A 15,674-nucleotide genomic window follows, 5' to 3' on the forward strand; every position below is an offset into this window, starting at 1 on the left:
GGCCCCGCCCCATTCCAGCTCGCGCTCGATCAGCCCGGCGTAGACCGGCAGGTCGAGCGCCTTCTTCACCAGCGTCGGGTTGGTGGTGCAGTCGACGGGGCGCAGGCGCTTGATGGCGTCGTAATCGCCGGTGTCGGCGACGACGACGGACAGTTCACGCAGCTGGGCGAGCTTGGATCGGGTCATTGCGGAATTCCTGGTACGGGGGCCGGCGCGCGGCGCTCAGCGGTGGAAATCGCCCGCGGCTTCGGGCTGGTAGTGGACGGCGGTCACGCGCAGGCGCAGCTGGCGGCCTCCGGGAGCGGTCCAGTCGATGGTCTGGCCGACGGACAGGCCCAGCAGGGCGCTGCCGACCGGTGCGAGCACCGAGACGCGGCCCTTGTCGAAATCCGCCTCGTGCGGATAGACCAGGGTCAGGGAATGTTCTTCGTTATGCAGTTCGTCCACGCAGTCCACGCGCGAGTGCATGGTGACGATGCCTGCGGGGATTTCCTCCGGCGGCAGCACCTGCGCGCGTTCGAGCTCCTGGGACAGGGCGACGGCGGCCGGGTGCCGGCTCAGGGCCGGGGAATCGAGCATGGCCTCGAGGCGGGCCATGTCACGGCTGGACACGATGATTGACGGGGGCAGGCCGCTGTTGGTCGGCATGGAAAAAACTCCTGCAATTGTTGAGAGACATGCAAAAGGCGGCGCCAAGCCGGCACCGCCCGGGCCTATTGTGCGGGGATTGTGGAACGGATGCGACCCACCCCGATCATGGGGGCGGGGCGGCGGGGATGCAATGCGTGGGAGACGCCGGTTCAGGCGTGCGCGGGCGCGCATCTTGGTGCGCGATGCGGCTTTGCCGGCAGGGCTCCAGACGGGGGCTGACCCCCCGTAACCATGGCTCAACGCGCCACCGCATGGCACGGCCGGTCGGAGGTGCCGCGCTTGCCCGGCACATGGTTTTCCGGGCGGGCCCCTTCGCACCCCAAGGCGCGCTCCTACAGGGCCAGCAGATCCGGCGGCAGGCTCTGGAAGATGCCCGCCAGCTGCTGCAGGAAATCGCCCATCGCCGAGCTGCGGCGCCAGACCATGGCGATGCGCCGGCTGGGCGCATCCTCGCCGGCGAAACCGAGCAGGCGGATGTTCTCCGAGCGCGCGACCGGCGGCTTCACCGCCAGCATCGGCAGCAGGGTGACGCCGACATTGGCCGCCACCATCTGCCGCAGCGTCTCCAGGCTGGTGGCCTGGAATTCGGACTTCTCCAGTGCGCCGGCCAGGTGGCAGACATCCAGCGCCTGGTCGCGCAGGCAGTGGCCGTCCTGCAGCAGCAGCAGGCGCTGGTCGGTAAGGTCGCCCATGCTCAACGTGGCGTGGGCGGCCAGCGGGTGGCCTTCCGGCGCGGCCAGCACGAACGGTTCCTCGAACAGGAACTCGGCGTGCAACTGGTCGTCGTGCAGCGGCAGCGCCAGCAGCGCGGCGTCGAGCTGGCCGTTGCGCAGCTGGGTCAGCAGCACATCGCTCTTTTCCTCGACCAGCAGCAGTTCCAGCTGCGGGAAGCGTTCGCGTATCGCCGGCACCACGTGCGGCAGCAGGTAGGGGCCGAGCGTCGGGAAGATGCCCAGCCGCACCGTGCCGGCCTCGGGGTCGCGGCTGCGGCGCGCGGCCTCCTTCATCTGCTCGACCTCGGCGACGATGCCGCGCGCACGCGCCGCCGCCTCGCGCCCGGCCGGGGTCAGCATGACCTTGCGCGGCGCGCGCTCCACCAGCGGCACGCCCAGCTCTTCCTCCAGCTTCTTGATCTGGGTGGAGAGCGTGGGCTGGCTGACGAAACAGGCGGCCGCGGCCCGGCCGAAGTGCTTGTGCTCGGCCAGCGCCACCAAGTACTTGAGGTCACGCAGGTTCATCGGGTTGGCCTCGCAACAGCGGACGGGATCGCAGGAGCGGCTTCAGCCGCGAAGGGGCCTGCCCATTGACCAGGCAGTTTCATTGGGGGAGAGAGCCGCATGAAAGCCCCTTCGCGGCTGAAACCGCTTCTACGGGAGATGCCGCCGGGCGGGCCGGCGGCATCGTGGTTCAGGCGGTCTCGGCCACCGCCGCCACCGGCTGCGGCGCCGGCGTACGGATCAGGTGATCGAACGCGCTCAGCGCGGCGGTGGAACCGGCGCCCATGGCGATGATGATCTGCTTGTACGGCACCGTGGTGCAGTCGCCGGCGGCGAACACGCCCGGCACGCTGGTCTGGCCGCGCTCATCGATGACGATCTCGCCGCGCCCGCTCAGCTCCACCGTGCCGCGCAGCCACTCGGTGTTCGGCAGCAGGCCGATCTGCACGAAGATGCCTTCCAGCTCCACGCGGTGCGAATCGCCGCCGACGCGGTCGGTGTAGGCCAGGCCGGTCACCTTCTGGCCGTCGCCCAGCACTTCGGTGGTCTGCGCGTTGAGCACCACCTTCACGTTGGGCAGGCTGTTGAGCTTGGCCTGCAGCACCTGGTCGGCGCGCAGCTTGCTGTCGAACTCGAACACGGTGACATGGCTGACGATGCCGGCCAGGTCGATGGCCGCCTCGACGCCGGAGTTGCCGCCGCCGATCACCGCCACGCGCTTGCCCTTGAACAGCGGGCCGTCGCAGTGCGGGCAATAGGCCACGCCCTTGTTGCGGTATTCGTTCTCGCCCGGCACGTTCATCTGCCGCCAGCGTGCGCCGGTGGACAGGATCACGCTCTTGGACTTCAGCGAAGCGCCGTTCTCCAGCTGCACTTCCACCAGGCCATCGGCGCCGGCCGGCACCAGCTTGGTGGCGCGCTGCAGGTTCATGATGTCCACTTCGTACTCGCGCACATGCTGCTCCAGCGCCGCGGCCAGCTTCGGGCCTTCGGTGTGCTGCACGGAGATGAAGTTCTCGATCGCCAGCGTGTCCAGCACCTGGCCGCCGAAACGCTCGGCCGCCACGCCGGTGCGGATGCCCTTGCGCGCGGCATAGATCGCCGCCGCCGCACCGGCCGGGCCACCGCCCACCACCAGCACGTCGAATGCCTCCTTGGCATTGATCTTCAGCGCATCGCGCGCCGCCGCGCCGGTGTCGAGCTTGGCGACGATCTGCTCCAGCGTCATGCGCCCGGAATCGAACATCTCACCGCCCTGGAACACCATCGGCACCGCCATCACCTGGCGCTGCTCCACTTCCTGCCGGAACGCGCCGCCCTCGATCACCGTGGTGCTGATCTTCGGGTTGAGGATGGCCATCAGCGCCAGCGCCTGCACCACGTCCGGGCAGTTGTGGCAGGTCAGCGACATGTACACCTCGAAGGCGAACTCGCCGTCCACCGCCTTGATGCTGTCGATCACCTCCTGCGCCACCTTCGGCGGATGGCCGCCGGTCCACAGCAGTGCCAGCACCAGCGATTCGAACTCGTGGCCCAGCGGCAGGCCGGCGAAACGCACGCCATGGCTCTCGCCCTCGCGGGCGATCACGAACGACGGCCTGCGTGCATCGGTGCCCGAGGCATCCAGCGTGATCTTGCCGTTGCCGGCGGCGACGATGTCGTCCAGCAGGCCGCGCATCTCGGCGCTCGCGGCGCTGTCGTCGAGCGAGGCCACCAGGCGCAGCGGCTGGCGCAGCAGGCCCATGTACTGCTGCAACTGGGTCTTGAGGGTGTCGTCGAGCACGGCGCAACTCCTTGTTCGAGGCAAAACGGGGGGAGGGCGCGGTTGCGGAAGGCAACGCGCCGGGAAAGTAGGGGTGAACCGGAACCGCGTCTGGCGGGCAACGAGCGGGCTGGCTCGACGCGGTTCCGGTTCACCCCCACGCCCGCCGCAGGGGCGGGGTGGGAGCGAGGGACGGCTTAGATCTTGCCGACCAGGTCCAGCGACGGGGTCAGGGTCTTCTCGCCTTCCTTCCACTTGGCCGGGCACACTTCGTTCGGGTGCGCGGCGGTGAACTGGGCGGCCTTCAGCTTGCGCAGGGTCTCGGACACGTCACGGGCGATCTCGTTGGAGTGGATCTCCATGGTCTTGATCACGCCTTCCGGGTTGATCACGAAGGTGCCGCGCAGGGCCAGGCCTTCTTCCGGAATGTGCACGCCGAAGGCGTTGGTCAGCTGATGGGTCGGGTCGCCGACCAGCGGGAACTTCGCCTTGCCCACGGCCGGCGAGGTCTCGTGCCACACCTTGTGCGAGAAGTGCGTGTCGGTGGTGACGATGTAGACCTCGGTGCCCGCCTTCTGGAACTCGGCGTAATGCTCGGCCGCGTCTTCGATCTCGGTCGGGCAATTGAAGGTGAAGGCCGCCGGCATGAAGATCAGCACCGACCACTTGCCCTTCAGGCTTTCCTCGGTGACTTCGATGAACTTGCCGTTGTGGAAGGCGTTGGCCTTGAACGGCTGGACCTGGGTGTTGATAAGGGACATGGAACTTCCTCTTGGTTGAAGGGACGGGTGGTGAACCGTGGAGCACAGGCTAATAGGCAGTGCCTAATAAAACAAATGAATTGAATGCATCGCATCAATAGGTATTGGCTATTGATTCAGCCCGCCGGGCAGGCCCTGACCCCGATATCGGGCACTTTTCCGGCTTTCCAAGCCACCGCACCCGCCAAACTGAACGGGCAGGCATAGGCAGGCTCGATCCCGGCCGGCGCCGCCGCGGTAGGCAGCGACAGGCCGGGTGACTATCCTCCCGGTCCCGGAAACGTCCCGCGAAGAGGTAGTGAAGTGTCCAGCCCGAAGGTTGCCGAGCTGTTGCGGGAAGGCGCCGCCACCCTGCCGGGCGAGGATGCCCGCCATGAGGCCGAACAGCTGCTGCTGCACGTGCTGGGCGTGGACCGCGCCTGGCTGTTCGCCCATGCCACCGACCCGGTGGACGCCGCCGCCCGCCAGCGCTTCGAGCTGCTGCTGCAGCGCCGCGCCCAAGGCCACCCCCTGGCCTACCTCACCGGCCGCCGCGGCTTCTGGACCCTGGACCTGCAGGTCAACACCGCCACCCTGATCCCGCGCCCGGAGACCGAACTGCTGGTCGAACAGGCGCTGGCACGGCTGCCGGCCGAGCACATGGCGCGCGTCGCCGACCTGGGCACCGGCAGCGGCGCCATCGCCCTGTCCATCGCCAGCGAACGCCCACTGGCCACGGTGATGGCCACCGACCTGCTCGGCCCCACCCTGGCGGTGGCGGTGAAGAACGCCCAGGCCCACGGCCTGGACAACGTATGGTTCCGCCGCGGCCACTGGTACGCCGCGCTGGGCGCGGACCGCTTCGACATGATCGTCAGCAACCCGCCCTACATCGCCGCCGGCGACCCGCACCTGCAGCAGGGCGACCTGCGCTTTGAACCGTCCCCGGCCCTGGCCTCCGGCGCCGACGGCCTGGACGCCATCCGCGAGATCATCGCCGGCGCCCCCGACCACCTCGTCCCCGGCGGCTGGCTGCTGCTAGAACACGGTTGGGACCAGGGCCCGGCCATCCGCGCGCTGCTGAAGCAGGGTGGCTTCGACGAAGTGGAAACCGTGCAGGACCTGGAGCAGCGGGATCGGGTAACTCTGGGGCGGCTGCGGGGGATTGTCTGACGTTGACCTCTTCGCGAGGTGGTGATTACATCCTGCGCAGGTGCTGAACACACCTTCGTAGGCGGAAGCCACTCCCGACAGCCCAGTGGCTTTTTTGTGCCCCGCGTTTTCTATGGCCGGGTGGCGCGCAGTCATGCAACACCCGAAAGGGAAAAGCTGCGGGCGGCCCTACGACCGTGTTCAAGCACCCGGCCGCCTCTCTGAACAGGAGGCGAAATAGACAGAACGAATCGTAGGAGATCATCATGACCGAACAGACCGAACCCCGGTTTACATCGCGCATCTTCAAGACCCGACAGGTGCCCTACCTGCGACTGTGCGGCGATTGGCTGGAGGCTGCAGGCCTCAAAGTCGGCCAGAACGCGCGGGTGATAGTGACCCGGCGCGGCATAGTGATTGCCGCTGACGAGTAGCCTTGCTTGATGGCCATGGGCGGACGAAGCCCGCCCATGGCATTTGTCGATGTGAATCTGGCGGCTAACGTCTGAGTTAAGCCGACCTGCGAAGCGGCATCGGCTTGAATGAATTGTTAGGCCCGCCCGCTTTCAGGCGGCCTTTATTAGACGGCATGAGTACTCCTTTGGCCCCCAATGGCATGCAAATGTCTCTGAGACTTCATACCATTTCCCGCCGGGATGACCAGTGCCGTGCGTGGCTCCCATGCAGGAGCACTCACAATGTAACCCTTTTGCATTCCAGCAAGCGGGCGCACATTTCTGTTGTTCGCGGTATAGCTGGATCACATAGACTTGGCCGTAGTGCTTTGCTAGGCGTTTGATAAGGTCATCAAACCAAGCAACTGGTGTTTCCCAACGCTTCCGAAGCTGATCCCAAGTCGGCTTGCGCTGGTTCTTTCCGCGCAAGGTATTGAAGTTGTTAGACGCAAATGGAAGTCGCACAAGAAGTGGATTTGGCTTCTCTCTTCGGTAAACAACGGGAACGAGTGTTTGCTGCCAAATCTCCCTTAGCCTTGAATCGTGCTCTGTCTGATCCGACATCCGAGAACTCTCCAGTGCTGGTCTGACGACTGAGTTAAGCCGCGCCGCGAAGCAGCGTCGGCTTGAATGAATTGTTAGGCCCTAGTCCCTGACCCCTGGCTAGGGACCAGCCTGCTCGGAACGCGGCAACCGGATAGTCCACAAAAGTGTTGACACGTTACACAAATTTGTGTACTCTAATGGTGTGGGGATGTTCCCACGTAACGGAGAGTCCTATGCGACTTTGATGCCTATGACAGGAGTTCGAGTGGATGAATACGGCAAGCTTTAAGCGGGAACTGGCGGCGCTGGGGGCAGCGTTTAAGGAAGGAAGCAAGCATACCAAGGTATATCTCAACGGTAAGCAGGCGACCATTCCGAGGCACAAAGAAATCCCGAATCAACTCGCTAAGGTGATTAAGAATCAGCTTGGCGTTTGATAAGAAATGAAGCGGAAAGTGGTGCATGGCCGCCCAGAAGGGCGGCCAGTTGATCTAGACAAGACTGCCATAGCTCACTCGAAGACTAAACTTATTGTTAAGAACTATCTCTGATTAAATATAGACAATGGAGTTAATGATGTTCATGTATCCCGCCCGCTTTCAAAAGGAAAGGGATGGGTACGTGGTTACCTTTAGGGATATCCCCGAGGCCACAACCGGGGGTAGTACCAAAAAGGAAGCCACCGAAATGGCTGGTGACGCGCTTGCGACTGCAATGGAGTTCTACTTCGAAGACCGCCGGCTAGTACCCATGCCCACAAAGGCACGTGATGGCGAAGAGTTAATTACTCTTCCGGCCAGTGTTGCCGTTAAGGTTCTCCTGCTGAACGAAATGCTTAGAGAGAACGTGACCCCGTCAAAGCTCGCTAAGAAGCTGGACGCATCACCTCAAACTATTACTCGTATAGTTGATTTGCATCACGCAACCAAGATCGACACCTTGGCCGAGGCGTTTAAAGCCATGGGAAAGACGTTGTCTTTCTCCGTCGCGTGACAACTTGCGTGTGACACAACTGGGAAGCTTTTTGCGCCCACATGGAAGTTTAAGAGCCCCGCTAGCGCGGGGCTCTTTCATTTGTGATCGGTTGTAGTCTGAAACTGAGCCTAACGCCTGAATTAAGCCGCGCCGCGAAGCGGCGTCGGCTTGAATGAATTGTTAGGCGTCACTCGAAGACCTTGTTGGGAAACGAGTTGTGAGGGATTGTGTACCCGAGCGTCCCAATTGAACCCCGAGCGCGGCAGCTGGAACGTGGTGGAACGCTGATAGTGATGCTCTGGCTCGTGCCGCTTGACACATCAATGAGAGCATTTATCTCATCCTCGCTTAACGCGCAGACCGTACTGCGTGCGCAAACAAGACACACAAAGATGTCAGATTTTGTAGCCATTGCAGCCTTGATGGCTTTGAGTTCGTGAGGCTGAAACACGAATTGCCAAGAGCTAGTTCCGGTCTTTCGATACTTCACGAACACCTCTCGATCCGTATTGACCTTGTAATGGCCGTAGTGATCGGAGGAGCGATTGAGCGCTTTGAAGGATTCATGCTCTACGAGCTGGGTCAGCGCGATGCCGTGATACTGATCTTGTTCTTGGACTTTCATCTCCCCCCCCCTATTAGTGATTGTGACGCCTAACGCCTGTTCGGCCGCCTAATCGCGCCGTTGCCCAAGTGTCCTGCTTTCCGGCGCTAATGTGAAGATGGGTGATGCCCAAAAGATCAACGGGTTGGAAAGGATAGGGGGCGTGGTGCAGCCGGGAGCCTGAGGTCAAACGCCGCGCGTTTGCGACCATATCGGTTACACCCCGAATTGCTCGGCATAACGCAAGGGCTCATGCTATTGAAGGGATGGGCTACTTGGGCCGGGTACCGGCACTATCCCTTCCTCCAGACGGAAGAAGGAACGCGCAAACCTCAATACAACCCCTGCGCCAGCATCGCATCGGCCACCTTCACGAACCCCGCGATATTCGCGCCATCGACGTAGTTGACGCTGCCATCCGCGCGTTTGCCATGCTGCACGCAGTTGGCGTGGATTTCTTTCATGATCACGTGCAGGCGTTCGTCCACGTCGGCGTGGCGCCAGGACAGGCGCAATGCGTTCTGGCTCATTTCCAGGCCGGAGGTGGCGACGCCGCCGGCGTTGCTGGCCTTGCCGGGGGCGTACAGGGTGCCGGCCTGCAGGAACACATCCACCGCTTCCAGGGTGGAGGGCATGTTGGCGCCTTCGGCCACGCACAGGGCGCCGTTGTGCACGAGGGTGCGGGCGTCGCTTTCGTCCAGTTCGTTCTGGGTGGCGCAGGGCAGGGCGATGTCGGCGGGGATGTGCCAGGGGCGGCGGCCTTCGAGGAACTCGAAGCGTTTGTCGCCGGCCAGTTCGGAGAGGCGGCCGCGGCGTTCGTTCTTCAGCGCCATCACGTCCTGCATGCCCTGTTCGTCGAAGCCGTCGCGCGCGTAGAGGGTGCCGCCGGAGTCGGAGAAGGTGAGGACCTTGCCGCCGAGTTCGGCGGCCTTGAGCGCGGCGAACTGGGCGACGTTGCCGGAGCCGGAGATCAGCACTTTGGCGCCGTGGGTTTCGCGGCGGGCGTGGTGCAGCATCTGCTCGACGAAGTACACGGTGCCGTAGCCGGTGGCTTCCGGGCGCATCAGGCTGCCGCCGTAGGCCAGGCCCTTGCCGGTGAACACGCAGGCGGCGTCGTTGCTGAGTTTCTTCATCATGCCGGCCATGAAGCCGACCTCGCGCGCGCCCACGCCGATGTCGCCGGCCGGCACGTCGGTGTCCGGGCCGAGGTGGCGGTACAGCTCCAGCATCAGCGCCTGGCAGAAGCGCATCACTTCGCCCTCGCTCTTGCCCTTGGGGTCGAAGTCCGAGCCGCCCTTGCCGCCGCCCATGGGCAGGGTGGTCAGGGCGTTCTTGAAGGTCTGCTCGAAGGCCAGGAACTTCAGGATCGACAGGTTCACCGAGGGGTGGAAGCGCATGCCGCCCTTGAACGGGCCGATGGCCGCGCTGTGCTGCACGCGGAAGGCGCGGTTGACGTGGGTGCGGCCGCTGTCGTCGGCCCAGGCCACGCGGAACTGGATGACCCGCTCTGGCTCCACCAGGCGCTCCAGCAGGCCATGCCGTGCGTACTGCGGGTGCTGCTGCAGGAACGGCCAGAGACTGTGGGTGACTTCCTTGACCGCCTGCAGGAACTCGGGCTGGTAAGGGTCGCGGCTGGCGACATAGGCCAGGAACTCATCGGGACTACGGTGGTTCAAGGGCATTCCTCCTGAAGGTGGGGAAGGGACAGCAAAAGGACAGCCGGAACGAAAACGCGGCCCGTAGGCCGCGTCATGGAGTCATTGGAGGCGGGCGAGTACCGCCTGCGCCGCTTGGTGCGTGGAAAGCGCTCGTCCCTGTGCGGCGAGGTCGGCGGTGAACAGGCCGTCGTCCAGTGCGGACGCGACCGCCTGCTCGACGGCGGCGGCTTCTTCCTCCAGCCCCAGCGAGTGGCGCAGCAGCATGGCCGCGCTGAGGATGGTGGCGTAGGGGTTGGCGATGCCCTTGCCGGCGATGTCCGGCGCCGAGCCGTGGATCGGTTCAAAGATGCCGACCTTGCCCTGCTCGCCCAGCGAGGCGGACGGCAGCAGGCCCAGCGAGCCGGCCAGCATCGAGGCCTCGTCGGTGAGGATGTCGCCGAACATGTTCTCGGTGACGATCACGTCGTAGGCGCGCGGCTTGGCGATCAGGTGCATGGCCATGGAATCGACCAACTGGTGTTCCAGTTCCACGTCCGGGAATTCCTCGCGGCCGATGCGCGCGGCCACGTCGCGCCACAGCCGCGAGGTCTCCAGCACGTTGGCCTTGTCCACCGAGGTCAGCTTGCCGCGGCGCTGTTGCGCCAGGCGGAAGGCGCTGCGCAGCACGCGCTCGATCTCGGCCACGGTGTAGCGGCACAGGTCGCTGGCGCTTTCCGCATCGCGGGTCTTGTCGCCGAAGTAGATGCCGCCGGTCAGTTCGCGCACGACCACGAAGTCCACGTCGGCGAGCAGTTCGGCCTTGATCGGCGAGACATGCAGCGCGGCCGGGTGGGTGCGCACCGGGCGCAGGTTGGCGAACAGGCCCAGTGCCTTGCGGATCGCCAGCAGGCCCTGTTCCGGGCGCACCTTGGCGTTGGGGTCGGACCACTTCGGCCCGCCGACGGCGCCGAGCAGCACGGCGTCGGCCTTGCTGCAGGCTTCGAGCGTGGCGGCCGGCAGCGGCTCGCCGTGCTTGTCGATGGCGATGCCGCCGATGTCGTGCTCGGCGAAAGTGAAGTCATGGCCGAAGCGGTTGGCGATGGCCTTGAGCACGTCCACCGCGGCGACGGTGATCTCGGGGCCGATGCCGTCACCCGGCAGTACGACGATGTTGGCTTGCATGGGGTCTTCCAGTGGTCTTGTTGTTCGTAGGAGCGCACTTCAGTGCGCGATGAGGCTTTGCCGGTAAAGCTTCATCGCGCACTGAAGTGCGCTCCTACGGGGAGCAGGGGGTCAGGCGTGGCGCTGGCTTTCGTACCGCTCGATCTCCGGCACGCGCCCCAGCAGCCAGCCCAGCTGGTCCACGCCTTCCAGCAGGCAGGTCTGCGAGAAACCGTCCAGCGGGAAGGCATACACCTTGCCGGCCGGGGTACGCAGTTCGCGCGTGGCCACGTCGATGGTCAGTTCGTCGTCCGGGCGCTGCATCAGTTCCTGCACGTCGGCTTCGTCCAGCACGATCGGCAGCAGGCCGTTCTTCAGCGAATTGCCGCGGAAGATGTCGGCGATCTCGCTGCTGACGATGGCGCGTAGGCCCAGGTCGGTCAGCGCCCATGGCGCGTGCTCGCGCGAGGAACCGCAGCCGAAGTTGCGGCCGGCCAGCAGGATCGAGCGGCCTTCGTTCTGTGGCTGGTTGAAGGCGAACTCCGGGTTCGGCGAACCGTCGGCCTGCCAGCGCCAGTCGTTGAATGCGTTCTTGCCCAACCCGGCGCGTTCGGTGGTGGACAGGAACCGCGCCGGGATGATCTGGTCGGTGTCGATGTTGGTCTGGCGCAGCACCACGCTGCGCGAGCTCAGGGTACGGAAACCGGCCATCACGCCACCTCCTTGTTGAACAGCTCGCGCACGTCGGCGACCTTGCCGTTCACCGCCGCCCAGGCGGCGCTCATCGGCGAGGCCAGCAGGGTGCGCGAGCCGGGGCCCTGGCGGCCCTCGAAGTTGCGGTTGCTGGTGCTCACCGCCAGCTGGCCCGGTGCGACCAGGTCGCCGTTCATGGCGATGCACATCGAGCAGCCGGGTTCGCGCCATTCGGCGCCGGCGGCGCGCACGATCTCGTGGATGCCTTCGGCCTCGGCGTCGCGCTTGACGATCTCCGAGCCCGGCACCACCAGCATGCGCACGCCGTCGGCGACGCGGCGGCCGCGCAGCACCTGCGCCACCTCGCGCATGTCGCTCAGGCGGCCGTTGGTGCAGGAGCCGACGAACACCACGTCCACCGGCGTACCGGCCAGCGCGTGGCCGGCTTCGAACTTCATGTAGTCCAGGCCCTTCTGCGCGGCAGTGTCGTTGGCCGCCGGGATCGGCGCGTCCACGGCGATGGCCGTGCCTGGGTGCGTGCCCCAGGTCAGGGTCGGGCGGATGTCGGCGGCGTCGATGCGCACGTCCACGTCGAAGCGCGCGCCGTCGTCGCTGCGCAGCGTTTTCCAGTAGGCAACCGCCTTGTCGAAGTCGGCGCCCTTGGGGCCGCGCGGGGTCCTGGCTACCCAGTCGAAGGTGACCTGGTCCGGCGCGACCATGCCGGCGCGCGCGCCGGCCTCGATGGACATGTTGCACAGGGTCATGCGCTGTTCCATGTCCATCGCCGCGATGGTGGAACCGCGGAATTCCAGCACGTGGCCGGTGCCGCCGTTGACGCCGATCACGCCGATGATGTGCAGCACCACGTCCTTGGCGCCGACGCCCGGCGCCAGTTCGCCATCGACGGTGATCGACATGGTCTTGGCCTTGCGCTGCAGCAGGCACTGCGTGGCCAGCACGTGGCCCACTTCGCTGGTGCCGATGCCGAAGGCCAGCGCGCCGAACGCGCCATGGGTGGAGGTGTGGCTGTCGCCGCAGACAATCGTCATGCCCGGCTGGGTGAAGCCCTGTTCCGGCGCGATGACGTGGACGATGCCGCGGCTGCTCGAGGCCATGTCGAACAGCTCGATGCCGTATTCGGCGCAGTTCTTCGCCAGCATCTCCACCTGCGCTTCGGACGCCTTGCTGGCGTACGGCAGCTTGCCGTCGGCGCCGGCCGGCAGGGTCGGCGTGGAGTGGTCCATCGTCGCCTTGGTGCGGTCGGGGCGGCGCGGTTTCAGGCCGCGCTCGCGCAGTTCGGTGAAGGCCTGCGGCGAGGTGACTTCGTGGATCAGGTGCAGGTCGATGTACAGCACGGCCGGTGCGCTGTCGCTTTCGGGGACGACGACGTGCGCGTCCCACAATTTGTCATACAGGGTCTTGGGTGCGGAGCTCATTGCGTCTTGTTCCGTTGCCTATGCGGGGCCGTCGCGCTCAGGCGCTGACGGCTTCCTGGGTCTTGCTGCCTTCGCGCTGGCGCAGCAGGCGGTTGGTGACGTCCAGCCAGGCCAGCGCGCTGGCCTCGATGATGTCACGGCTGGTGCCGGTGCCTTCGTAGATGTTGCCCTCGTGGCGCACGCCCAGGTTGGCCTCGCCGCGCGCGTCGGCGCCGATGCCGACGCTGTGCACGTGGTAGCTGTCCAGGGTCAGCTGCACGCCGGTGGCGGCCGACAGCGCCGAGAACAGCGCATCCACCGGGCCGTCGCCCTGCGCGGTCTCGGCCACGCGGTTGCCTTCCGGATCGGACAGTTCGACCAGCGCGTTGGCGCGGCTGCCGACGTCGCTGATGGTCATCGACGCCAGGCGGTAGCCGTCGCTGCCGGAGTTGCCCTGCATCAGGGTCTGCAGGTCGGCGTCGGTGACCACGCGCTGCTGCTCGCACAGGGCCTTGAACTGGTCGAACACCAGCTTCAGCTCTTCTTCCTCCAGCCAGTAGCCCAGCGCGCGCAGGCGCGCCTCGACCGCGGCGCGGCCGCTGTGGCGGCCCAGCACCATCTGCGAAGACTCCCAGCCCACGTCTTCAGGGCGCATGATTTCGTAGGTGTTGCGGTTGCGCAGCATGCCGTGCTGGTGGATGCCCGACTCATGCGCGAACGCGTTGGCGCCGACGATGGCCTTGTTGCGCTGGACCGGCATGCCCACCAGCCGCTGCAGCAGCTGCGAGGTCGGCACGATGCGGCGGGTGTCGAAGCCGGTGTCGAAGTTGTAGAAGGCGTTGCGCACCTTCAGCACCATGGCGATCTCTTCCAGCGCGCAGTTGCCGGCGCGCTCACCGATGCCGTTGATCGAGCCTTCCACCTGGCGCGCGCCGCCTTCGATGGCGGCCAGCGAGTTGGCCACGGCCAGGCCCAGGTCGTTGTGGCAGTGCGCGCTGAAGATGACCTTGTCGGCGCCGGCGGCGTGGCCGATGACGTGCTGGAACATCGCGCGGATCTCGTCGGGCGTGGTGAAGCCGACGGTATCGGGCAGGTTGATGGTGCGCGCGCCGGCGGCGATGGCGACCTGCGCCACCTCGGTCAGGAAATCCAGCTCGGTGCGGGTGGCGTCCTCGGCCGAGAACTCGACGTCGTCGATGTAGCCGCGCGCCATGCTCACGTGCTTGTGCACCGATTCCAGTACCTGCTCCTTGCTCATGCGCAGCTTGTGCTCGCGGTGCAGCGGGCTGGTGGACAGGAACACGTGCAGGCGCGGCCGAGCGGCCGCCTCCAGTGCCTTGGCCGAGGTCTCGATGTCGCCGGGCAGGCAGCGCGACAGCACCGCCAGCACCGGCTCGCGTACCTCGCGGCCGATCAGCGCCATGGCCTCGCGGTCGGATTGGGAGCTTGCCGGGAAACCGGTTTCGATCACGTCCATGCCCAGCTCGGCCAGGGCGCGCGCCATCACCAGCTTCTGCGGTGGGGTCATGCTGCAGCCCGGTGACTGTTCGCCATCGCGCAGGGTCGTGTCGAAGATGGTAATTCGGGGGATGTTGATGGTTGGAGTATTCACCAGAGGGTCTCCTCGACAGCGGGTGCGATGATGTTGGGATGTTCGTTTCGGGGTGGCCGCGGCGCGTTGGGGGCGACGCGGCTTCTAAGTCGTTCGGCGTTGCGCCGTCGCGGCTTGCGCGGCGGGCTGGGGCGCACTTCCGACAACAGCGTGGACAGCACGGCGGCGTCGATGTTGCCGCCGGAGACCACCGCGCACTTGCGCTTGCCGGCCACGCGGCGGCCGGCGGCCAGCGCCAGCGCGCCGGCGCCCTCGGCGATGACGTGTTCTTCCAGCGCCAGCCGCACCAGGGTTTCGCGCAGCTCGGCCTCGCGCACGATGACCACGTCGTCGAGCAGGCTGGCGCACAGGCGGCGGGTGAGGAAGCCGGGAATCTTGACCTTGACGCCGTCGGCCAGCGTGGCCACCGGCGCGATTTCGCGCACGTCGCCCTTGATCGCGCGCGCCATCGAATCCACGCCCTCGACCTGCGCGCCGATGATGCGCACGCCCTGCGATTTCAGCGCCAGCGCGACGCCGGAGGCCAGGCCGCCGCCGCCGATCGGCACGATCACCACGTCCGGTGCGTGCGGGGCGAGTTCGATGCCCAGCGTGCCCTGGCCGGCGATCACGTCCGGATCGTCGAAAGCGGACAGGAAGCGGTAGCCGTTCTGCTCGGCCAGTTCGCGGGCGAAGGCATAGGCCTCGTCATAACTGTTGCCGTGCTGGCGCACGGTGGCGCCCCAGTGCTGCACGCCGGCGATCTTGGTGGCCGGCGCGCCGTGCGGCATCACGGTGATGGCCTGCACACCGAGGCGGAAGGCGGCCCAGGCCACGCCCTGGGCGTGGTTGCCGGCCGAGGCGCAGATCACCGGGCGCTCGTCGCCGCGCTCCAGCGCGGCCAGCATCGCGTTCAAGGCGCCGCGCACCTTGTACGAGCCGGTGCGCTGCAGGTTCTCGAGCTTGAGCCAGGTGCCGAAGCGCTCGGCGTAGTGCAGCGGGGTGGGCGGCAGGAAGCGGCGTAGGCGCGCCTGCGCGGCCAATACATCAGCGACGCTGACGTTCATCTCGCCAG

Annotated in this window: 16 protein-coding genes; 4 read left to right on the forward strand and 12 right to left on the reverse strand. The window is 66.0% G+C overall.

Features of this window, described 5'->3' with window-relative positions:
• The 5 genes from AC1DGW_RS08310 to ahpC all read right to left on the reverse strand — a co-directional run.
• Nucleotides 1-186, reverse strand: a 186-nt coding sequence (locus AC1DGW_RS08310; protein WP_478021513.1) for a transaldolase family protein, incomplete at its 3' end; no start/stop codon positions are given.
• Between the two features lie 36 nt (nt 187-222).
• Nucleotides 223-648: a nucleoside diphosphate kinase regulator gene (gene rnk / locus AC1DGW_RS08315; protein WP_153192482.1), complete on the reverse strand. Its 426-nt coding sequence runs from the start codon at nt 646-648 to the stop codon at nt 223-225.
• A gap of 335 nt (nt 649-983) precedes the next feature.
• Nucleotides 984-1,889 carry a LysR substrate-binding domain-containing protein gene (locus tag AC1DGW_RS08320; protein ID WP_478021516.1) on the reverse strand — a complete coding sequence of 302 codons (906 nt, stop codon included), beginning with the start codon at nt 1,887-1,889 and terminating at the stop codon, nt 984-986.
• Nucleotides 1,890-2,058: 169 nt separating this feature from the next.
• Nucleotides 2,059-3,651 carry an alkyl hydroperoxide reductase subunit F gene (ahpF, locus tag AC1DGW_RS08325; protein WP_478021518.1) on the reverse strand — a complete coding sequence of 531 codons (1,593 nt, stop codon included), beginning with the start codon at nt 3,649-3,651 and terminating at the stop codon, nt 2,059-2,061.
• A gap of 176 nt (nt 3,652-3,827) precedes the next feature.
• On the reverse strand, nt 3,828-4,391 hold the full coding sequence (ahpC, locus tag AC1DGW_RS08330) for an alkyl hydroperoxide reductase subunit C (protein ID WP_054667503.1): 564 nt from the start codon (nt 4,389-4,391) through the stop codon (nt 3,828-3,830).
• Nucleotides 4,392-4,694: 303 nt separating this feature from the next.
• On the opposite strand from ahpC, the gene prmC reads away from it, so the two are divergent.
• The 4 genes from prmC to AC1DGW_RS08350 all read left to right on the forward strand — a co-directional run bounded on the left by prmC (nt 4,695) and on the right by AC1DGW_RS08350 (nt 7,516).
• Nucleotides 4,695-5,543: a peptide chain release factor N(5)-glutamine methyltransferase gene (prmC, locus tag AC1DGW_RS08335; protein ID WP_478021521.1), complete on the forward strand. Its 849-nt coding sequence runs from the start codon at nt 4,695-4,697 to the stop codon at nt 5,541-5,543.
• Between the two features lie 245 nt (nt 5,544-5,788).
• A complete protein-coding gene (locus AC1DGW_RS08340) occupies nt 5,789-5,956 on the forward strand; it encodes a SymE family type I addiction module toxin (RefSeq protein WP_478021524.1) in 168 nt (55 codons plus the stop codon).
• Nucleotides 5,957-6,792: 836 nt separating this feature from the next.
• On the forward strand, nt 6,793-6,960 hold the full coding sequence (locus AC1DGW_RS08345; protein ID WP_478021526.1) for a hypothetical protein: 168 nt from the start codon (nt 6,793-6,795) through the stop codon (nt 6,958-6,960).
• Nucleotides 6,961-7,099: 139 nt separating this feature from the next.
• Nucleotides 7,100-7,516 carry a type II toxin-antitoxin system HicB family antitoxin gene (locus AC1DGW_RS08350; RefSeq protein ID WP_478021529.1) on the forward strand — a complete coding sequence of 139 codons (417 nt, stop codon included), beginning with the start codon at nt 7,100-7,102 and terminating at the stop codon, nt 7,514-7,516.
• A 169-nt stretch (nt 7,517-7,685) separates the two neighbouring features.
• On the opposite strand, the gene AC1DGW_RS08355 is transcribed toward AC1DGW_RS08350, so the two are convergent.
• The 7 genes from AC1DGW_RS08355 to AC1DGW_RS08385 form a co-directional block, all read right to left on the reverse strand.
• Nucleotides 7,686-8,123, reverse strand: coding sequence for a hypothetical protein (locus tag AC1DGW_RS08355; RefSeq protein WP_478021532.1), 438 nt, complete (start codon nt 8,121-8,123; stop codon nt 7,686-7,688).
• A gap of 311 nt (nt 8,124-8,434) precedes the next feature.
• On the reverse strand, nt 8,435-9,778 hold the full coding sequence (gene gdhA / locus AC1DGW_RS08360) for an NADP-specific glutamate dehydrogenase (RefSeq protein ID WP_478021536.1): 1,344 nt from the start codon (nt 9,776-9,778) through the stop codon (nt 8,435-8,437).
• A gap of 81 nt (nt 9,779-9,859) precedes the next feature.
• Entirely contained in the window at nt 9,860-10,921 is a 1,062-nt protein-coding gene (gene leuB / locus AC1DGW_RS08365; protein WP_478021538.1) for a 3-isopropylmalate dehydrogenase, read from the reverse strand.
• 111 nt (nt 10,922-11,032) lie between these two features.
• Nucleotides 11,033-11,611 (reverse strand): 3-isopropylmalate dehydratase small subunit, encoded by a 579-nt coding sequence (gene leuD / locus AC1DGW_RS08370; RefSeq protein ID WP_055771857.1) that lies wholly within the window; start codon nt 11,609-11,611, stop codon nt 11,033-11,035.
• Entirely contained in the window at nt 11,611-13,029 is a 1,419-nt protein-coding gene (gene leuC, locus AC1DGW_RS08375) for a 3-isopropylmalate dehydratase large subunit (protein WP_478021541.1), read from the reverse strand. Before leuC ends, leuD begins: the two co-directional genes overlap by 1 nt.
• 37 nt (nt 13,030-13,066) lie before the next feature.
• The gene (locus AC1DGW_RS08380) at nt 13,067-14,620 is read right to left on the reverse strand and encodes a 2-isopropylmalate synthase (RefSeq protein WP_478021543.1); all 1,554 of its coding nucleotides are present in this window, start codon (nt 14,618-14,620) and stop codon (nt 13,067-13,069) included.
• Nucleotides 14,617-15,666 carry a threonine dehydratase gene (locus AC1DGW_RS08385; protein WP_478022210.1) on the reverse strand — a complete coding sequence of 350 codons (1,050 nt, stop codon included), beginning with the start codon at nt 15,664-15,666 and terminating at the stop codon, nt 14,617-14,619. The genes AC1DGW_RS08380 and AC1DGW_RS08385 overlap by 4 nt, the downstream gene beginning before the upstream one ends.
• Between the last annotated feature and the right edge of the window lie 8 nt (nt 15,667-15,674).

The organism is Stenotrophomonas sp. 05N423, from assembly GCF_056397145.1.

Bases quoted from the DNA above. Each gene is read 5' to 3' on its own strand.
- rnk (WP_153192482.1), bottom strand. From the start codon at position 648: ATGCCGACCAACAGCGGCCTGCCCCCGTCAATCATCGTGTCCAGCCGT.
- AC1DGW_RS08320 (WP_478021516.1), bottom strand. From the start codon at position 1,889: ATGAACCTGCGTGACCTCAAGTACTTGGTGGCGCTGGCCGAGCACAAG.
- ahpC (WP_054667503.1), bottom strand. From the start codon at position 4,391: ATGTCCCTTATCAACACCCAGGTCCAGCCGTTCAAGGCCAACGCCTTC.
- AC1DGW_RS08340 (WP_478021524.1), top strand. From the start codon at position 5,789: ATGACCGAACAGACCGAACCCCGGTTTACATCGCGCATCTTCAAGACC.
- AC1DGW_RS08345 (WP_478021526.1), top strand. From the start codon at position 6,793: ATGAATACGGCAAGCTTTAAGCGGGAACTGGCGGCGCTGGGGGCAGCG.
- AC1DGW_RS08350 (WP_478021529.1), top strand. From the start codon at position 7,100: ATGTTCATGTATCCCGCCCGCTTTCAAAAGGAAAGGGATGGGTACGTG.
- AC1DGW_RS08355 (WP_478021532.1), bottom strand. From the start codon at position 8,123: ATGAAAGTCCAAGAACAAGATCAGTATCACGGCATCGCGCTGACCCAG.
- leuB (WP_478021538.1), bottom strand. From the start codon at position 10,921: ATGCAAGCCAACATCGTCGTACTGCCGGGTGACGGCATCGGCCCCGAG.
- leuD (WP_055771857.1), bottom strand. From the start codon at position 11,611: ATGGCCGGTTTCCGTACCCTGAGCTCGCGCAGCGTGGTGCTGCGCCAG.
- leuC (WP_478021541.1), bottom strand. From the start codon at position 13,029: ATGAGCTCCGCACCCAAGACCCTGTATGACAAATTGTGGGACGCGCAC.
- AC1DGW_RS08385 (WP_478022210.1), bottom strand. From the start codon at position 15,666: ATGAACGTCAGCGTCGCTGATGTATTGGCCGCGCAGGCGCGCCTACGC.